At 41.6% G+C, this 18328-nt stretch carries 17 protein-coding genes; 7 read left to right on the top strand and 10 right to left on the bottom strand.

Annotated elements, in window-relative coordinates; all coding sequences use genetic code 11:
• Positions 1 to 48 precede the first annotated feature (48 nt).
• Entirely contained in the window at positions 49 to 1422 is a 1374-nt protein-coding gene (locus RSJ42_RS04730; protein WP_410509525.1) for a HEAT repeat domain-containing protein, read from the bottom strand.
• A gap of 496 nt (positions 1423 to 1918) precedes the next feature.
• Entirely contained in the window at positions 1919 to 2617 is a 699-nt protein-coding gene (locus RSJ42_RS04725; protein ID WP_410509524.1) for a dolichol kinase, read from the bottom strand.
• A gap of 207 nt (positions 2618 to 2824) precedes the next feature.
• On the opposite strand from RSJ42_RS04725, the gene RSJ42_RS04720 reads away from it, so the two are divergent.
• Positions 2825 to 3580 (top strand): carbonic anhydrase, encoded by a 756-nt coding sequence (locus tag RSJ42_RS04720; protein WP_410509523.1) that lies wholly within the window; start codon positions 2825 to 2827, stop codon positions 3578 to 3580.
• A gap of 539 nt (positions 3581 to 4119) precedes the next feature.
• A complete protein-coding gene (locus tag RSJ42_RS04715) occupies positions 4120 to 5787 on the top strand; it encodes a TolB family protein (RefSeq protein WP_410509522.1) in 1668 nt (555 codons plus the stop codon).
• Here RSJ42_RS04715 and RSJ42_RS04710 read toward each other — a convergent pair.
• Both RSJ42_RS04710 and pncB read right to left on the bottom strand, forming a co-directional pair.
• Entirely contained in the window at positions 5760 to 5885 is a 126-nt protein-coding gene (locus tag RSJ42_RS04710; RefSeq protein ID WP_410509521.1) for a hypothetical protein, read from the bottom strand. The genes RSJ42_RS04715 and RSJ42_RS04710 overlap by 28 nt on opposite strands.
• A gap of 54 nt (positions 5886 to 5939) precedes the next feature.
• Positions 5940 to 7145 carry a nicotinate phosphoribosyltransferase gene (pncB, locus tag RSJ42_RS04705; RefSeq protein ID WP_410509520.1) on the bottom strand — a complete coding sequence of 402 codons (1206 nt, stop codon included), beginning with the start codon at positions 7143 to 7145 and terminating at the stop codon, positions 5940 to 5942.
• Positions 7146 to 7399: 254 nt separating this feature from the next.
• On the opposite strand from pncB, the gene RSJ42_RS04700 reads away from it, so the two are divergent.
• Both RSJ42_RS04700 and RSJ42_RS04695 read left to right on the top strand, forming a co-directional pair.
• Entirely contained in the window at positions 7400 to 8584 is a 1185-nt protein-coding gene (locus RSJ42_RS04700) for a trans-sulfuration enzyme family protein (protein WP_410509519.1), read from the top strand.
• 128 nt (positions 8585 to 8712) lie between these two features.
• Positions 8713 to 9213 carry a type 1 glutamine amidotransferase domain-containing protein gene (locus tag RSJ42_RS04695; RefSeq protein ID WP_410510322.1) on the top strand — a complete coding sequence of 167 codons (501 nt, stop codon included), beginning with the start codon at positions 8713 to 8715 and terminating at the stop codon, positions 9211 to 9213.
• Positions 9214 to 9293: 80 nt separating this feature from the next.
• Here the strand turns inward: RSJ42_RS04695 and RSJ42_RS04690 are convergent, their stop codons facing one another.
• The 4 genes from RSJ42_RS04690 to RSJ42_RS04675 form a co-directional block, all read right to left on the bottom strand.
• Entirely contained in the window at positions 9294 to 9449 is a 156-nt protein-coding gene (locus RSJ42_RS04690; protein ID WP_410509518.1) for a hypothetical protein, read from the bottom strand.
• Between the two features lie 81 nt (positions 9450 to 9530).
• On the bottom strand, positions 9531 to 9755 hold the full coding sequence (locus tag RSJ42_RS04685) for a hypothetical protein (protein WP_410509517.1): 225 nt from the start codon (positions 9753 to 9755) through the stop codon (positions 9531 to 9533).
• 322 nt (positions 9756 to 10077) lie between these two features.
• Positions 10078 to 10323, bottom strand: a complete 246-nt coding sequence (locus RSJ42_RS04680) for a hypothetical protein (RefSeq protein ID WP_410509516.1) — start codon at positions 10321 to 10323, stop codon at positions 10078 to 10080.
• A 442-nt stretch (positions 10324 to 10765) separates the two neighbouring features.
• A complete protein-coding gene (locus RSJ42_RS04675; RefSeq protein WP_410509515.1) occupies positions 10766 to 11041 on the bottom strand; it encodes a hypothetical protein in 276 nt (91 codons plus the stop codon).
• 454 nt (positions 11042 to 11495) lie between these two features.
• Between RSJ42_RS04675 and cax the strand changes: the two genes are divergently transcribed.
• The 3 genes from cax to RSJ42_RS04660 all read left to right on the top strand — a co-directional run bounded on the left by cax (position 11496) and on the right by RSJ42_RS04660 (position 16376).
• Complete coding sequence (gene cax / locus RSJ42_RS04670) at positions 11496 to 12560, top strand: calcium/proton exchanger (protein WP_410509514.1); 1065 nt, start codon at positions 11496 to 11498, stop codon at positions 12558 to 12560.
• A 352-nt stretch (positions 12561 to 12912) separates the two neighbouring features.
• Positions 12913 to 13989 (top strand): serine/threonine-protein kinase RIO2, encoded by a 1077-nt coding sequence (locus tag RSJ42_RS04665; protein WP_410509513.1) that lies wholly within the window; start codon positions 12913 to 12915, stop codon positions 13987 to 13989.
• Positions 13990 to 14381: 392 nt separating this feature from the next.
• Positions 14382 to 16376: a DUF460 domain-containing protein gene (locus RSJ42_RS04660; protein ID WP_410509512.1), complete on the top strand. Its 1995-nt coding sequence runs from the start codon at positions 14382 to 14384 to the stop codon at positions 16374 to 16376.
• 143 nt (positions 16377 to 16519) lie between these two features.
• On the opposite strand, the gene RSJ42_RS04655 is transcribed toward RSJ42_RS04660, so the two are convergent.
• The gene (locus tag RSJ42_RS04655) at positions 16520 to 16918 is read right to left on the bottom strand and encodes a hypothetical protein (protein WP_410509511.1); all 399 of its coding nucleotides are present in this window, start codon (positions 16916 to 16918) and stop codon (positions 16520 to 16522) included.
• Positions 16919 to 17031: 113 nt separating this feature from the next.
• A complete protein-coding gene (locus tag RSJ42_RS04650; protein WP_410509510.1) occupies positions 17032 to 18282 on the bottom strand; it encodes an MBL fold metallo-hydrolase in 1251 nt (416 codons plus the stop codon).
• Positions 18283 to 18328: the final 46 nt, after the last annotated feature.

Here is an 18328-nt window from a genome sequence, read left to right as displayed (position 1 = left end):
GGTAGAGATAGATTGGCAGTTGCATGAGAAATTACTGTTCAGTGAGCCTTAATGTGAAAACTCGAAGCCTGAAGTTTCAATATTTTTCACTTTATTCAGCGCAGTGCCGGATTTTTCGATCCTTTCGATTGCTTTTAATGCAGCTTTTCTTACCGTAGCGTCCGGGTTCTCAAGTGCAAGCGAAAGACCTGCAACTGCTTCTGGTGTTCCTATTTTTTCCAGGGAAGAGATTACAGTTTTGTGTATTAAAGATGCAGGATTTTCAAGAATCTTCAGCATTTCAGGAACAGCTTCTTTTGCCTTTATATCTCCAAGTGAGGTAGCAGCAGTCTCCTGCACTGAATTTTTTGGATCATGAAGAGCTTTCAATAACCCTGGAACAGCCTCTGCCTTCCCTGTCTTTCCAAGCCCCAGAACCGCAGCTTCTCTGATAGAGCTGTCAGGATCGTCCAGGGCTTTAAGCAATCCTTCAATTGTTTCAAGCGTACCTATTTTTCCAAGTGCACTCACGATCACTTTCTTTACAGGAGTATCGTGGGAATCGAGGGCTTTTGAAAGGCCAGCGGCAGCTTCAGGAGAAGCAATAGCCGCAAGTGCATCCGCAGCCCGACTTCTTAAATACCAGTCTTCGTCGTCGATCTCTCTCAAAAGAGCGGAAACAGCTTCTGGAGTACCCAGTTTCCAGAGAGCTTCTATAGAAACCTTTCTTACTTTTCTATCTGGAGCATCCAGTGCTTTTACCAGGACAGGTAATGATTCTGATATTCCTATTATTTTACAGAGGGCTTCTGATGCTGCTTCCTGTACAGGCTGCCTCGAATCCTGGAGCATTTTCATGAGCTCTTCAAGGATATCGGGATTGGACCTTTTTGCAAGGGTTTCTATGGCCTGTTCTCTTACCCTGCTATCCGGGTCTTCAAGGGCTTTTATAATCCCACATGCTGCTTCAAAAGTATTTATTTTTCCAAGGGCAATTACCGAGATTCTTTTTAGAGGACTGTCAGAACAGGCAAAAACCCTGGTAAGCCCTGAAACCGCTTCCGGGGAGCCAATTTTCATAAGGGCTTTTACAGATTCCTTTTTTATCAGCTTGTCAGGGTCCCTGAGCCCTTTAACAATCCCGGCAATAGCTTCTGAAGTGCCTATTTTTCCCAGAACAATTATCACAGCCTTTTTAACAGCACTATCGTGATCCTCAAGTACTTCTATCAGCCCTGGCACCGCATCCGAGTCATTGATTTCCCCCAGAGAGTCCGCTGCAGCAATTCTTACTTTCGAGCTGGAATCTTCAAGGGCTTTAATCAGGGCCGGAACAGCATCAAAGTCTCCAATTTCGCCAAGTTCTTTTGCAGCAGCTGCCCTGTTTCCCGCAAAAACAGAGTGCTCTACTTTCTTTATCAGGCCCTTCGTATTTTCATCCATCTCTTTCCATCCCCCTAAGTGTAACTATCTATTGAGAACCCATTGGACTTTATATGAATCTTAAAACCCTTTTTATAATTTTTCAAACAATTTTTAAGTTTGTACATCGGAATTAGCAGTAAAGCCTGAAAAAAATGATTTTTTTCTATTAGCGTCAGTTTATGATTACTCTTCAATAAACCGAATTATCGAGTTCATAACTCCAGGTATGAAGCGTTAAATTGACAAAGTTCATCCTTGATATCTGACCGACTTACCTTAAAACACACTCAATTTCTTAATAATATTATATCCAAAGGTATAAGAACTTTTAGATTGTCGAGTATGATAATATTAAATATATGCATCCTCTCACATCAGGCCTTAAGACTTATTAAGGATAGAAATTAAGGATAGAAATTTGTGAAGAGAGCTCCGGAATCAATAAGGATGAAAGCTCCGGAATCAGTAAAGATAACTATACAGTGTCTAATCCCCGTCAGTAAGTATAAAAAGATCAATAGAAAGAGGTTGTAAAATAAGGAAAATAATAGTAAGCTCCGACTAAGATTAACAGGCTAACAGCGGGCACTGTAATATTATCATCCATATTTTCTATCCTTTCTACAAATGAGCATAAAATTCCTGCAAGAATTCCTGCAAGTCCCATCTGTGCACCTATAATTATGCACAGAATAAGCATTCCAGCGGTACCTTCCCAGGCTTTTGTCCTTTTGTTATACTTCAGGTTCCTGATTATACCGGTAATTCCATCTCCGTATGCCATAAAAAGTACAGGGATTACTCCAAGCCAGAAGCTCTTATCAATGTACCAGGTAAAAAAGATAATCAATCCCCAGCTCAGTGTGAAATCCACATCATAGATATTTTCAGGATCCTGAAACCAGTACATCCGCCTGTTAAGTTTATGCGGTACATATGTTGCAAGAGCAAGTCCGAAAGCCATCAGTGCAGGGAGGATGGGTTCGCTGGCAACAAAAGGAAGAAGCATTGCAGTCAAGCCGCCTGCCAGAAAATGAATTGCTTTCCTGGAAAAATATATTGAAGAATTGGTTGATCTTCCCTTTTTTAAAGCAAATTCATATACCTTTTTTGAAAGAACCAGAAGGACAAACAGGTTCCAGACCGCAAGAACTGCAAATACGGGCAGGTCTGCATATATCGACTCAATAGGAACCTGAAGCACGGTCTGCATAACACTCTGTATATCTCTGAGGTATAAGGCTTTTTGGATTTTTTGAATTCATGTGAAAAGTAATTGATGTTTTTTCCTGTCTAAAAGAGTAATTGCTCCTGCTTTTCATATCAAAATAATTTTACTTTTATTATTTTATCTTTTTTTAGATAAAAATAGAAATGCCTAAATAACTTACCACCTTCTCACTGTCACTGGAGGACTTTTATGAAATTTAACAGGGTTTTTTTGGCCCTTCTTCTATCCCTTGCACTTATCCTTGCGGGAAGCGGGTGTGTCTCGCAGGGCGAAGGAGCAGAAGAAGGCATAGATATAAAGGAAACGAAGGAAGTCGTGACTAACAGTGAGGCATCGAACATAAGGGCAAATGCTGTGACCCCCTGGAACCCCATACCAGCAGAACCGGTCATTGATCCGACAGCTTACATACATCCACAGGCATCTGTGATAGGAAACGTTACAATAGGCGCAAGTGTTATGGTGTCCCCTATGGCTTCGATCCGGAGCGATGAAGGTATGCCTATCTTCGTAGGAGACGAGAGCAATGTCCAGGACGGTGTTGTGCTCCACGCCCTTGAGACGATTGATGAGGAAGGGGAGCCTGTAGAGAAAAATCTGGTTGAGGTCGGCGGCAAAAAATACGCAGTTTATATAGGTGAAAGGGTTTCTCTTGCACACCAGGCCCAGGTCCACGGTCCTGCCTCTGTCGGGAATGACACATTTGTTGGGATGCAGGCCTTTGTTTTCAAAGCAAAAGTAGGAAACAATTGCGTGCTTGAACCGACATCTGCAGTAATCGGTGTTACTATCCCTGACGGTAGATACGTATCTGCAGGCACTATAGTGACAACTCAGGCTGAAGCCGATGACCTGCCCGAAATTACTGATGACTATGCTTACAGGCATACGAATGAAGGCGTAGTATACGTAAATATCCACCTCGCTGAAGGATACAACGCATAAGATAATACTATTAAAAATGTAAAGATAAGTTGGGTACATAAAAAGGGAAGTGTACAGGAGAAAAGTCCCAAGAGACGAACTATCTTCAACCGAAAAAACCTTTAAAAAAATCTTCTTTCTGCCCGGAGTTATCTGGTTTTTCCGTTTCGGGCAAATTTTTCCTTATTTCTTTTTTTCCTTATTTCTTTTTTTCCTTATTTCTTTTTTTCCTTATTTCTTTTTTTCCTTATTTCTTTTTTTCCTTATTTCTTTTTTTCCTTATTTCTTTTTTTCCTTATTTCTTTTTTTCCTTATTTCTTTTTTTCCTTATTTCTTTTTTTCCCGGAATAATCTTTGATTTCCTGTTGAAACTTTTATGCTACAACACTATTTTTCCACCAGAATTCTTCTCCAGTCCTGTTTTTATAAATCTTCAGTTTGCGTTCATTCTTCCGGAATTCAGTTAACGATATATGATATGGATCAGGGTTTCTATACGATATATAATTTATTATTTATAATACATGAATTAATTTTTTTTAAGTTCACGGTGAGGACTCATGAGAGAATTTTTCAGAGCTGTGTGTTTGTTGATGTTCATTGTAATTCTTGTACTGCCTGTGGATGCAGCGACCAGTGAACTGTCCGGGTACGGTAACTTTACAGAAGGATCTGGATTAAATAGATCAGAAAATGCTTCGATAAATTACTTTGACTCAGACTCCGGTTCAATCTGTGTTACCGCAGGAAAAACTGTAGATAATGGAGAAATTATTCCTGCAGATAGAATTGTAGAAGAAATTACTTATCTGACTGACAGTCCCGAATCGGAACTATTTCCGGTCTGGACTCCGGATAGCAACCATATTCTGTATACTGTAAAAAGAAATGACTCTGATAATTTTGAATTATATAAAATGAGGGCAAACGGAAGTGAGATAGAAAAAATCAGCATCGGAGAAGGAAATTTTACCGGTTTGAGCGATATAAATCCCGGCGGGACAGAGCTGGTTTTGACCAGATCAAATAATTCCGAATCCGGACTTTATCTGGCAAACCTTCAGGAAGGAACGGTATTCCCTGTCGCCGATGACCTGCAGGTCTCGGAAGGCTGGGGCTCATGGTGTCGCCTTGGTAAAAAGATTACCTATACGAAGGAATCTGCAGGTACGCCGTCCCAGTTATGGATAGTCGATATAGACGGAAGCAATAACATAAGGCTCGGAACCTCCGAAAATGTGGGGATTGGGAAGGACTGGTGCCCTCTTGGATTGAGAGTATTGTACAGTGCGAAAGACTTAAAAGAGGCATATGATCTGTGGGTAATAGACTTTTACGGTACAAATCAGGCTCAGCTAACGAATACCTCATACAATGAATGGAATCCTTCTTTCAGTCCTGACGGAAAATGGATAGTTTATGTCTCAGACGAAGGAGAGAGTCCTGATATCTGGATCATGGACATTGAAGGGAACTATAGATCAAGGCTTACAAATTTCACCGGGAGCCCTGATTCCGTTCCCAGATGGAGCCCTGACGGGTCAAAAATTGTTTTTACAGGGTACGGAAGGGGGAATAATTCTACAAATGTAACGGATTCCGGTGCAATAAATGATTCAGCCATAAATGTTTCTGGCATCGGTTTGATAAACAGCTCCAATACTGGTGCGATAAAATCAGGCATTGATCAGGTGAATGGTTCGGATATAGCTGCAATTAATGGTTCGGATATCGTTGTCATAAAACTTTTATTTGAACCTTATAACCCGCCTTCTCCAAAAGTTACCGGTCTTAAAGTCAGCTCTATCAAAGAAGTTTCCCGGGAAGGTAATGTTACAATTTCTTTAACAGTAAAGAATGAGGGAGGAAACGCAAGTGAAGGAAATATCTCAGTTTCTTTCCCCGGTAAAGAGAGAATTGAAGGTGTAAACGGGACGGGTAGCAGTATTGATGTTCATTCGGAGGGAAATCCTGTTCCAGGAATAAACGGGGAGATTGTTGCACAGTACCCTCTTGTTGAACTCACGGAATATGAATGGAGCGCAGGGCAGGAAGAAACCCTCAACGTGACAGTAGTACCGAACAATGAGACTGAGGAGATTGTATTTTTCGTACGGGCAGGGCTAAAAGACGACCGCACGGAAACTTTCAGGAGAGATCCTTTAACTTCTACAGATAAGGACCAGCAGGGAATTGATGCCTACAGGCATTCACTGAAGGTGACCTGAGTTCTCCTCTCTTTTTTCCCTCCCGTCTGTTTTCCTTTTATTTTTTCCTCCTCTTTTTCCTCCTCTTTTCTTCCCTTTCCGTCTTTTTCTTCTTCCATCCCTATTTTCTTTTTCTCTTTTTCCTTTTTCTCTTTTTCTCTTTTTCTATTAACTCATTCATCCAGCCCTTTTCTTCCCACTATATAGTTTGCAACCCTCAGGGCGTCCCTATCTCCTGTTTCTTTTTCGGGGGAGTCGCTCAGTTTCACTACCGGTATCCCGTTAATGCTGTGGAGTTTTATTACCATGTTCAGGGGAGGGCTTTCCCTGAAAAATTCCGAGTTATTGGTAAGGCTTGTTCCTATCCCGAAACTGCAGTTAATTTTTCCCTGACAGTACTTTTTGAGCCGAACCGCTGCTTCGGCATCGAGGGCGTCACTGAATACAACTACTTTTTTCATCGGGTCAATGCCTATTTTCCTGTAGTGATCTATTACCCTGTCAACAAATGTAAAAGGATCTCCGCTGTCGTGCCTGAAGCCATCGTATATCTTTGATAGCTTGAGATCCATATCCTTGAAAAAAGCCTCAGAACCGAAGGTATCCGTAAGGGCAATCCCGAGGTCTCCTTTGTAAACCTCAACCCAGTTTTCAAAAGCAAAACGGTTGGCATACCTGAGTCCTACAAGGGCAGAAGTTCCCATTACCCATTCATGCCCTACCGTGCCTATGGGTTTTACGCCGTACTTTTTCGCAAAATAAACATTACTTGTTCCTGTCAGGGTTTTTATTTGCACCAGACTTTTCATTACCCGGTCATGGAGTTCGAAACTTCTCCTTCTGCGGGTCCCGAATTCCGAGAAAAAACAGTCATTTTCCTCAAGAACCTTTCCTATTTCCAGGATTTTTCCTCCGTAAGCTGTAAGTACGGATTCCGATGTGCCTGAAATTTCCTTACTGCCTTTCCATTCTTTCTCTACAGTTGTGAAGTAGAGTTCGGAAACCGCAGCCATAAGGACAATTTCCCACAGGATCGTGCTGTGCCAGGGTCCTTTTATCCTCATGTCCAGTCCTTTTTCCCTGGTAAGGCAGATTTCTATCTCTCCCGGCTTGAAGCGGAAGTTTTTGAGGTATTCAAGATACATTGGCTTCAGGAAAGGGCAGTGTTCGCCAAGCCAGTAATATTCTTCTTCTGTCAGTTTCAAGCCTGAGATTTCTTCATCTATGACACGCCTGAGTTCTTGTACAAACTCTTCGGAAAAGCGCTGAGATCCCCTGTTAGTAAAACGGTATTCTGCTTCTGCTTTTGGAAACAGTTCCAGTACAGCCATCTGCATGGTGAACTTATAAAGATCGTTATCGAGTATGGATTTTATCACGGAAGGCCTTCCTTTAACGTTTTAGGTTGCTTCTGGCGCAACATCCGTAACTTTTTCTATTGTAATTGTGGCTTTTTACTTCACGTATATAGCCTGTTATATTTTTAAAATTTCTGATGTATCTGTATAAAACAAGTTTTCTTTATTAAGTCCTGATACCTTAAGCTTTTTCCTGCCCTTCCCGCCAAACAAATAATTACCGGAAAAACAGATACTTATTCATAACACTGGCTTTGACAGGAGATTTTTGGGATATGGAAAGGAAACTTAAGTTTGCAACTGAATGCGTGCATGCAGGAGAAAAACCTGATCCGGTTTTCGGAGCACACACGACTCCTATATTTCAGACTTCAACTTTCATTTTTAATAGCGTTGAACAGGGAGCCTGCAGGTTTGCAGGAGAAGAAACCGGATATGTATATGCCCGTATTCCTCCTAACACACCCACGCATGCGGCCCTCTCTGAAAAGTTTGCTGTGCTTGAAGGAGGGGAAACGAGCCAGACCTTTGCTTCAGGAATGGCAGCAATCACTGCAATTATGCTCACCGTACTCAAGCAGGGAGATCACCTGATTTCAACCGATGTGGTATATGGCTGTACTTACAGCCTCTTTTCTGAAATCCTTCCGGGTCTCGGGATAGATGTTACTTTTGCAGACACTACAGATATAGAAAACGTAAAAAGGGCACTCAAGCCGAATACCCGAATGATTTTCCTGGAAACTCCTGCCAATCCTACTCTGAGCGTATGTGATATCAGAGAGATTTCCGCGCTTGCACGGGAACAGGGTGCCATTTGCGTAGTGGATAATACTTTTGCAACACCCTATTTCCAGAAGCCTCTATTGCTCGGAGCAGACATTTCCCTTAGCAGCTGTACTAAATATATAGGCGGGCATGCAGACCTGCTCGGAGGGATAGTTGTTTGCAGCAGGGAGTTTATGAAAAGCCTGGCAAAAGTTGTCGGCTATACAGGTGGAATAATGGGACTGCACGAAGCCTGGCTGTGCATAAGGGGGCTTAAAACCCTGCATATCCGCATGGAAAGGCATGCTGAAAACGCCCTTAAGGTTGCGAAATTCCTTGAGTCTCATCCCGCAGTGGAATGGGTGAGATATCCGGGGCTTCCGGATCATCCCCAGCATGAGACTGCAAAAAAACAGATGATCGGATATGGTGGAATGCTTGCCTTCGGAATAAAGGGGGGAATTGAAGCCGGAAGCAAACTTATGAACAGTGTCAGGCTCTGTTCCCTTGCTGTAAGCCTTGGAGCAACTGACACTCTGATCCAGCACCCGGCTTCAATGACACATGCCTGCGTCCCAGAAGAAGTAAGGGGCAAGGTTGGCATTACTGACGGGCTGGTCAGGCTTTCTGTCGGAATTGAAGATCCTGATGACATAATAGCAGACCTCAAACAGGCTCTTGAGAAAATTTGAGCTCTAAAGAGTCTGCTTTACCTGTTTTATTTTCGGAGTCAGACAAGATATATGTGCCTCCGAAATAATCTTTTGTCTGCATTTAAGCATGGATCAAAATCGCACTATTAAAATCGGGGGGAATTAGTCTGAAAGCACTTGTATTCGGAGCTGACGGTTTTGAAGATGTCGAACTTATCTACCCTTACCACCGTTTAAAAGAAGAGGGAATAACTGCACATGTAGCCTCAATGAAAAAAGGGCCAATTAAAGGAAAATATGGGTATCAGGTCGATGTCGATATCGCATTTAAGGACGTGAATCCTGCAGATTACGATATCCTTGTGATATCCGGAGGAAAGGGACCTGAAAAAATGAGGCTTGATAAGGATGCTCTTGAGATTTCAAAGCATTTCTTTAAAGAAAATAAACCGGTTGCTGCAATCTGCCACGGCCCGCAGGTTCTTGTTTCTGCAGGCCTGATAAAAGGAAGAAAAGCTACCTGCTGGATAGGAATAAGAGACGATATCATAGCTGCAGGAGCACTTTATGGAGACAGTGAAGTTGTCATTGACGGAAACTTTGTATCTTCAAGAGGCCCTGACGACCTTCATGCTTTTGGAAGAGAAATGATTAAACTTTTAAAGTGAGCAGGAAACAGATTTTTGCTTCTCTTTATTAACCATCTCTCTTTTCGCTTACTTTCTTTAGTTCCTCTTTAGTTTCCTGTTTAGTTTCTCTTTAGTTTCCTGTTTAGTTTCTCTTTAGTTTCCTGTTTAGTTTCTTGTTTAACTCCTTTCAGTTTCTTGTTTAGCTTTTCCAGTTTCTTTTTTATAACCCCAATTCTCCAGACCTGATGCAGTTCATAGAAATCTTCTAAAGGCATAATAATTGAATCGCATGTTCAGAAGTGTTCTACGAATAGCAACATGGACCGGGATGATCCCTTCATGAGAGCCTGGCGGGCTCAGTAACGGATCGGATTGGAACCGTATCTTGAACCCTTTCGCTCTTCTTCTTCTACTTTTATTTTATGGGATCCGGTCGAACTCTTTTGTTCTTCCTCTTCTATTTTTATTTTATGCCAGCCGCACCAGGAGCGGCATTTTTCGCAATGCATGATGTGTTTTACAACGTAAGCAGACCCTACTATTGCTAGGGCATATCCCACAATTTTCATTAATTTTTGCATAGTTATTACCCCAAGCTATTATTGTATCTTCTAGTTTATGAAGATACGCAAGCAAGCAGATTACCAGAACTTTTAACATGGTTTTTTATTTCTATTTCTGTATCGGAAATTAATTCTTTAATATTAATGGAATTTTCATTGATAGCATAAAAGCCTGAAGTGCAAATACACTTTAAATATTCCAATCTATATCTCTGATTATTCAATCCATATATCTGATTATTCAATATATGTCTAGTTTTTCAGGTTAGTTTCCAGTGTATTTGGGTAAAAGAATGGGAATAAATAGCTTTACCTGTTCCTGAAAAAGTAATAATCCTGACTAGGATTCTGTTTTTTCCGTATTTGAACATAGCACAAGAGCGCATTCTGTACCTGTGTAGAAACTAACGCAATTGTCAGTCATTTTAAGCGTATCAACACGCTCGTAATACATCTTGTCGGACAGTTTATGTTTATGCGTCCATAAAGTATTCAGGAGGAATGAATATACCCTGGCAGGATCCTTATGGTTGACAAAATAGGCCTGCACTGCATCGAAATATTCTTTTGATTGTATTTTTTGCACTGAGAATCCCTATCTTTTGTCATACTGTTTAAATAAATAGTTTTGCAAATAAATTTTTTATGTTCCCATCAATATCTCTTAAGTTTTTTGCTTGTTGATCTTTAACTTTTAATCTTCCAGCTTCGCGAAGTTAGATTGTTTGCATGCTTTATTCCTGCAGCTGACTGGGCAGAGATTCCAGCTAATCTAATACTCATCTAAAGACCTATCTAAAGACCCTTTATTCGTTCACAGACGTTTTCTATCGGCAGGGAAACATCCAGAAAAATTGGCAGCATTATAGCGATTATTAATGCCAGAACATTTGAATCATAACCTGGATTGGTTTTAGTTTCTGAACTCAACGACGTTACTATAAAGCTGTTTTTCAGAACTTTGATCCATTCTAATGCTTAAAAAGTATTTTTTAACGTCAAATACTTCAATCAGGCCGTAAAACCGATTACCAGCCCTTTTTAAACTTTGCTGGGAGCTTCTGTTCATTACTGTTTGCTCTTCTTTCGCGCATTGCTCTTTTAGCTTCTCTTTTTTTGTACGCTTCATATTTTATAGCACCTGAATCCGGGCCTTTTTCAGTTCCGGATACTTCAAAAGAAGACCGCTTATTATTTTCTCCATTCTTTTTCATGAAATTTTTCACATTATCTACTAATTTCTTAAAAGGATTATTCCTTTTTTCAAAATCGTTATCTGATTCAACAGGGCTATTATCAATCATAAAATGCACCTTATTTTATTTATCCTACTATTTGCAAACATTGTTAATGGAAACATTATTAATAAATTAGTAGGGATGATTCAGGAAAACAATAGCAATATTAAGTGTTAAAAAATACCGGTTGAAAAGAGAAAAGTTACAGGTCAGTTTAATCGCTAACTATCTCAATATAATAAAAAGTATAGGTTAAGATTGTCTTTTAATTAAGAACTTTCAAAAGGTTATAAGCTTCTTTGAAAAAAGCAGAAATAGGATTGGTAAAAATAATACATAATCCTACATTTTGATAGGAAGCTTCTTCGATCCCTTTCTCCATACTTGGCTTGAGAGATTAAAACGTCTTTAAACCATGCTATTAACAAATAAGAAAAAAGCTGTATCCAAAAAATAAAAAAATTGTATTAAAAATTGCCTCATATTATACTCTGCCGGGCGGCAGATGAGGTTTGTTAAAATGGAAAAAACAAACAAAATGGAAAAGATTTTCATAATTCTTCTTATCTTTGTACCGCTGAGCCTATTAGCAGAATATATTCACTTTTCTCCCATAGTAATCTTTGTTTTAGCTTCGCTTGCGATTATACCGCTCGCAAAATTTATTGGTGAGTCAACAGAGGAGATCTCGGTACATACCGGTCCGGCTCTCGGAGGGCTGTTAAATGCCACCTTTGGAAATGCAACAGAATTAATCATAAGCTTTTTTGCCCTGCAGGCAGGACTTACCAATATGGTAAAGGCATCCATTACCGGTTCCATTATCGGAAATCTGCTTTTGATTTTAGGCATGTCGCTTTTCTTTGGAGGCCTCGGAAAAGACCAGCAGGAATTTAACACAACAGCAGCAAAGACAAGCGCTTCCACTCTATTTCTTGCAACTGCTGCTATCGTAATGCCGGCGGTTTTCGTTCTAACTTCAGACAACCCTTCCGATGCGGTTATCGAAACCCTGAGCATTGCGGTTTCGGTCATTATGGCAATTTCATATCTTGCGAGCCTTCTTTTTTCGCTCCGCACCCATAAGCATCTGTACACTGCTGATACTGCGGAATGCAGTGCCAGATGGAGTGTCAAAAAATCTGTTACGATTCTTCTCGTATCAACAGTTGCAGTTGCCGTTATGAGTGAAGTTCTGGTCGGTTCCATAGAGCCTCTGGCTGAAAGCCTTGGCTGGACGGAACTTTTCATAGGCATGATTTTCATCGCAATCATAGGAAATGCAGCAGAACATGTTTCTGCCATCACAATTGCCATCAAGAACCGGATGGACCTGTCTCTCCAGATCGCAATCGGCTCAACAACTCAAATAGCCATGTTTGTCGTGCCTGTCCTAGTGTTTACGAGCTACTTCTTTGAGACACCGATGAATCTCATTTTCACCACCTTTGAACTTGCTTGCATAGTCGCTGCCGTATTAATGGTAAAATCCATTATAGAAGACGGCAAAAGCAACTGGTTTGAAGGACTGCAGCTTCTTGGGACATACGGAATAATAATCGTGGTCTCTTTCCTCCACCCATAATAGTAAAACATAAACGCTAAACTCTGAAGTAAGAGGGAAACAGAATCTTACTGTTTTCTTCCTTTTCTTTAATTGCTTTTTTCTTCTATTTTTCTCTCTTTGGACAGGGCCTTTTTCCTTCATCGAGCAACAAGAAAGGTTTGGTAAAGAGAATAACCTCGCATGGACATAATATTGAACTACTTCTTCCAGTCCTCTAGAATCTAGCTTATTTCTTACTTCTAAATCAGTCCTCTTGAGCGAAGCGAAAAGGACGGCGTGCTCCCGAAGCGCAACTCGGGCGATGCAGGATTTAGGAGGAGCAACTCGGGTATCATTTAAATATCGAGGATGATATGTATAACAGGATAGGATGATCGACGAAGTGCTAAAGGTTTTCAATAAGCTCGATGCAAAGGATTTCAGGATACTTACAGGCATTGAGACCGGGATGAAGCATTTTGAGTGGGTGCCAATAGAGGAGCTTAATAAGTATACCAAACTGCCCTTTGACAAATTAGAGTACAGGCTGAAAAAGCTTGTGCGGGAGAAGCTTGTTGTCAGGACCACGCAGCCTTATGAGGGTTTTCAAATTTACTTCGAAGGGTATGATGCCCTTGCTCTCAATGCTTTCGTGAAAAGAAAGAGCATCAGCGCAATAGGGGATGAAATAGGGGTAGGTAAAGAGTCCGTTATCTTTGAAGCAATCCGGCAGCCTGAGCTTGCAATAGGGGAACCTTTTCCCGTAATAATTAAATTCCATAGGGAAGGCAGGACAAGTTTCAAGCAAATAAAAAGAGTACGTGAACACCTTGGGGATAGAGAACACTTTTCCTGGATATATGCAGCCAGGCTTGCAGCCCAGAGAGAATACGAGATCATGAGTAAGCTTTACCCGCAAGTTTCTGTCCCAAAACCTCTTGACCAGAACAGGCACGCAATAGTTATGGAAATTGCAGAGGGCAGCCTGCTTTCAAAAACAAGGCTCGTTAACCCTGAATGGTATCTTGATGAAATCCTCAGGCAGGCAAAGATAACTTATTCACTTGGAGTCATCCACGCCGATTTAAGTGAATATAATATCTTTGTATCAGAAGACGGAGTGCAGTTCATTGACTGGCCTCAATATGTAAACCTGGATCATCCTCATGCAGACGAGATCCTCGAAAGAGACGTTTCGAATATACTGACTCATTTCTCCCGAAAGTATAACATTAAAAGGGAACTGGAAGAGGTCCTGAAAGAGATTAAAAGTGGTGTAAAGGAAACATCTGATAAGAAGGAAGATGATCTGGAAGAGTTTGAAGAAGGATACTCTGAGGACAGGGAAGAAGAAATAGAATACTTCGAGGCGGAGGATTTTGAGGCTGAAGACTTTGAAGCAGAAAAAATCGACTCGGAGGATTTAGAAAAAACTGCCTCTAAAAAAGAACCTTCAAACAAAGGTTAAGTCTCATATTACCGGAAAAATTTTATTTGAGATAATTATGCAAAGTTAAGATGCTAAGTTCTTCAGAGCGGATACTGAGGTATTTTGTATCACTCCTTATTTTATATCTTTTTCCAGCGTTCTCTTTCTGATAACGCGAAGAATGATCATGGTGAAATTGTGAGCACATCTGTCAATAAATCAAATTTTATTTTCTTGTGTGTGCCTTAATAATAAAGTTAATTGCAGAAAAGGGACAATTGTAAAATGTATTTTTCTAAAAATCCTTAAGGAAGGACAATCAAAGGTTTTCTGGAATTAATTGAAAAAACTGACTTTATAGATTTCATTAAATTTATTTAAGTAGACGTAGAAATCAGTTAAATATATATTCTACAAAGAATAAAATATAGGTGTTCATGCAAAAAAGGATTATTTATGGAATCGATATTGCCCGGGGTTCTCCCAGGGCGAGGGAACTTCCCAGGTATGCCCTTGCCATTTTGAGGGACGGAGAGGTTTCCCACTATAATATGCTCCGGCGCCAGAAGATCTTTAATATGATCCAGAAGGACATGCCTGAGATAATAGCTGTTGACAACATTTTCGAGCTTGCGGCTGACAGAGGTGAACTTCTTTCTCTTATGGAACGTCTGCCTGACGGAGTCAAACTTGTCCAGGCAACAGGCGGACTTCATCCGGAACCTCTTGTCAGGATTGCACGCAAACACGGAATTTATGTTGACCCCGAGAACCCAAATGATGAAGCTGAAGCCTGTGCAAGGCTTGCAGACCTTGGAGTCGGGCATGAGGTTTCTCTTTTTGAAGATATTACGAAAATTAAAGTAAGCAGAGCCCGTTCCCTTGGACGCGGAGGATGGAGCCAGAACAGGTACAGAAGAAAAGTACACGGAGCTGTGCTTCAGAGGAGCAGAGAGATCGAAAATGTCCTCAAGGACCTTTCACGGGAAAAAGGCATAAGGTTTGAAGCTGTAAACGTTAAAGGGTTCGGGGGCTATGTCAGATCTGAATTTACAGTCTATGCAAAACGTGGAGAGGTTCCAATACATTCAATGGCAAGCAACGATGCCCAGGTAAGTGTGAGAAGCGTCGAACGCGATAAAATCCGTTATGTTCCCCTGAAACCCAGGACCCAGAGGCGTAAATTTACAATAGTCGGTATTGATCCCGGGACAACCGTGGGCATAGCCATTCTTTCTCTCGACGGGGATCTCCTCTATTTAAAGAGTTTCAGGGGAATAGCTCCTGATGAGGTTGTCAAGCTCATTGCTGAGTACGGAAAGCCTGCAGTAATCGCAAGTGATGTCACTCCTATGCCGGGTTCGGTTGAAAAAATCAGGAGGAGCTTTAATGCTGTTCCTGCAAGCCCTGGAATTGAGGTTTCTGCCGAAGAAAAAATCTCACTCGGAAAGCCTTTCGGCTATTCCAATGACCACGAAAGGGATGCATTGACTGCAGCTCTTCTCACCTACAGAAGCTACAAGAATATCTTTACGCGCATAGAAAAGAAAGCTCCGGAGAATGCAGACCTTGAGCTGATAAAGCTTCACGTAATCCGCGGAGACTCGATAGAAGCTGCTATAGAAAAAGTAAAAGCTGCCTCGGAAACTCGTGAAAGACCTCAGAAACCAAGAACATCCCCTGAGAGACCCGAAGAAAGAGCAGTTGACGAGACTCTTCAGAGAATAAGAGAGACCGTACAGAGGCAGGGGGAACAGATCCAGAACCTGCAGGATTATGTAGAAGAACTGAAGCAGGCTCTTATTGCCAAAGATAGGAAAATCTCAAAGCTTGAGTCGAGGTTGAAAAACTTCAAAAAGGAAGCTTACAGTGAAGTGAGGAAATCTAAAGAAATTGAGATACGGGACAGCACTATAGAGAGCCTTAAAAAAGAGCTGAGCAACAAAAACAAAACCGTAAAAGAGCTCAGACGCAGAAGCAATAAGCTGCGTAAAATCCAGAAAATGGAAATCCGCGGCGAAGGTACTCCAGTAAAGGTTATTGCAGCTTTCACAAAAGAGTCCATTGCCGAAACCAGAGAAAAATACGGGCTCAAAACGGGAGACGTTGTTTTTCTGGAAAACCCAAGTGGAGGCGGTGCTGCAACAGCCCAGATCCTTGTTGATGCAAAAGTCCGGGCCGTAGTTATCCCTGAAGATATTTCTCACGCAGCAGAGGAGACTTTCTTTAAAGGGGATGTGCCTGTCTTAAGAAATATCGAGCTTGAAAGAGCTGACGATTTTGCAATGGCAGAGCCTGAAGCCCTGAAAACTGCAATTGCAGCCTGGGAAAAGGAAGCTGATAAAAGGAGGCAAAAAGCCAGAGAAGATGAACTGCAGAGCCTTTTTGAAGAATATAGAAGCGAAAGGAGAAGGGGCCTGATTTAAGGCTCCTGTGAAAATTCCTTTTCTTTCTCTTCATTACTCATGAGCAGATCCCTTAAAATTTACAATCCGAGAGTCTTTCAATCTTTTTTCATCTACCAGCCTTTACATTGTAGAAGCGAGGATTCAATACCTTTTTCGGCAGGTTACTTCCATTCCCAATCTTTAATAGTATAACTATTATCCTCGTTCACTTCGCCTTCGAAAACACAGATGACGCTGTTTAGGCGCGCCAGCTTCGGTGACTGTGTGTTAAAGATTGTTGCTCCTCGAACACTGCTGCTTGGTGGACGGCCTTTAGGAATTGATATTCCTGACATTGTAAGAGTGGCCAGATCGCCATCCTTTGTCAGCAAAAATCCATGCCCTTCTGAATACTGCATCCCATTAGGTCTAAGCTTACCCACAGAAGTTAGCGTGAGGCTACATTCAATTCCGAAAACCTTGCCCTGTTCATCAAGGGTGATCTCCATTGTACCATTGTCATCAAGCACTCTCATGCCTACTACTTTGCCTGCAGCTTCGTATATCAAATCTCCCAACATTTTAATTGCCTCATAATTAAGTATATATGTTTGGTTATATATACTGAAGCACTCATTATATATTATTGAATATTTATTTTTAAGACAAGGTGCCTTCAAAAAAATTTCAATTTTTAAAAACTGAAAACTTCCCCATTTGCAGGAGCATATGCCTCAACTCCTATTTCTTCCAGAATCCAATCTGCAAAAGCTTCAGTTTTCTCTCCGTGCATGACAAAAACCCTTTCAGTTCCTTTTTTGCAGAAATCCTTTACCAGCTGCTTTAGCTCACTATCCCCGCAATGGGCAGAGAAATCATATTGCTCAACCGCAGGCTTGAGGGTCAGTATATCCTCTCTCGTTTCAATCATCCTGTGTTCGAGAGCCAGCCTTCCGTTTGTCCCTTCAACCTGATAACCTGTCAGCAGGATTTTAGAATTAGGGTCTTTGTAAAGCCTGCTAAGGTAATAAAGTGCAGGCCCCCCGTTCAGCATCCCGGCAGTGGTAACAATAACTGACGGCTCTTTGAGGACCGATTCTCGCTGATGGTCCTTTACCTGAGTGGCTCGGTCAAAAGCCCTATCAAGAAGGTCAGGGTTTTTGAGATATTCAGGGTATTTTCTGAGGATTTTGTACACATCCCTGCCCATCCCGTCTACATAAGCCTGAACCCCCTGTGCGTCAAGGAGCATAAGGACTTCCTGTGTCCTGCCGATGGCAAAAGCAGGAATCAGAGCAGTCCCGCCCCTATCAAGTGTATCATGTACGGATTCTATGAACCGCTCTTCGGTTTCTTTACGCGGGATATGGTCTTCCCCGAAGTAAGTGCTCTCAAGCACAAGTGTATCAGCTTCAGGAAACTCTTCTGCTCCCGGGACAAGCCTCGTCTCCTGCAGGCTGAGATCGCCCGTATAAAAAAGGCTCTCTTCTGATTCGGACTCGATATGTATTCCGGATGCTCCTGGTATATGCCCTGCATTGTAAAAGCAAACGCTGTACTTATTGGTTCTGAAAGTTTCCCCGTAATCTTTTCTCCTGGTTCTGTGGCTGAGCCTTTGAAGGTCGTCAGGATCAAAAGGAGATACGCCTGAAAGAGTGGTTTCTGCGAGCTTGAGGGTATCTTTCCCGAGCAGGTTGGTGAACTCTGCTGTTGGCGGAGTCATAAAAACCTCGGGGTCCATGTACATAAGGTTAGGTACAGCCCCGCAGTGGTCCAGATGCCCGTGGGATACCAGCACTGCTTTTGGTTCCATGCCATTTTTTGGATATTCGGGAATTTCTCCAGCCTTCATCCCGTAGTCCAGCAAAATTTCTCCGTTGACAAGCAGGCCCGAGCGCCCTACTTCCCTGCATCCGCCTTTAAAACTGAGCTCCAGAACAAACACCCCTTAAGATTGGTTTTTTAAATTGTTTTACTTACATTTATCCTGC

It is taken from the genome of Methanosarcina hadiensis, assembly GCF_046529725.1.
GTDB classification, from domain to species: domain Archaea; phylum Halobacteriota; class Methanosarcinia; order Methanosarcinales; family Methanosarcinaceae; genus Methanosarcina; species Methanosarcina hadiensis.
Note: the sequence above shows the minus strand (reverse complement) of the source record. Positions and strands in the feature narration are given on the sequence as shown.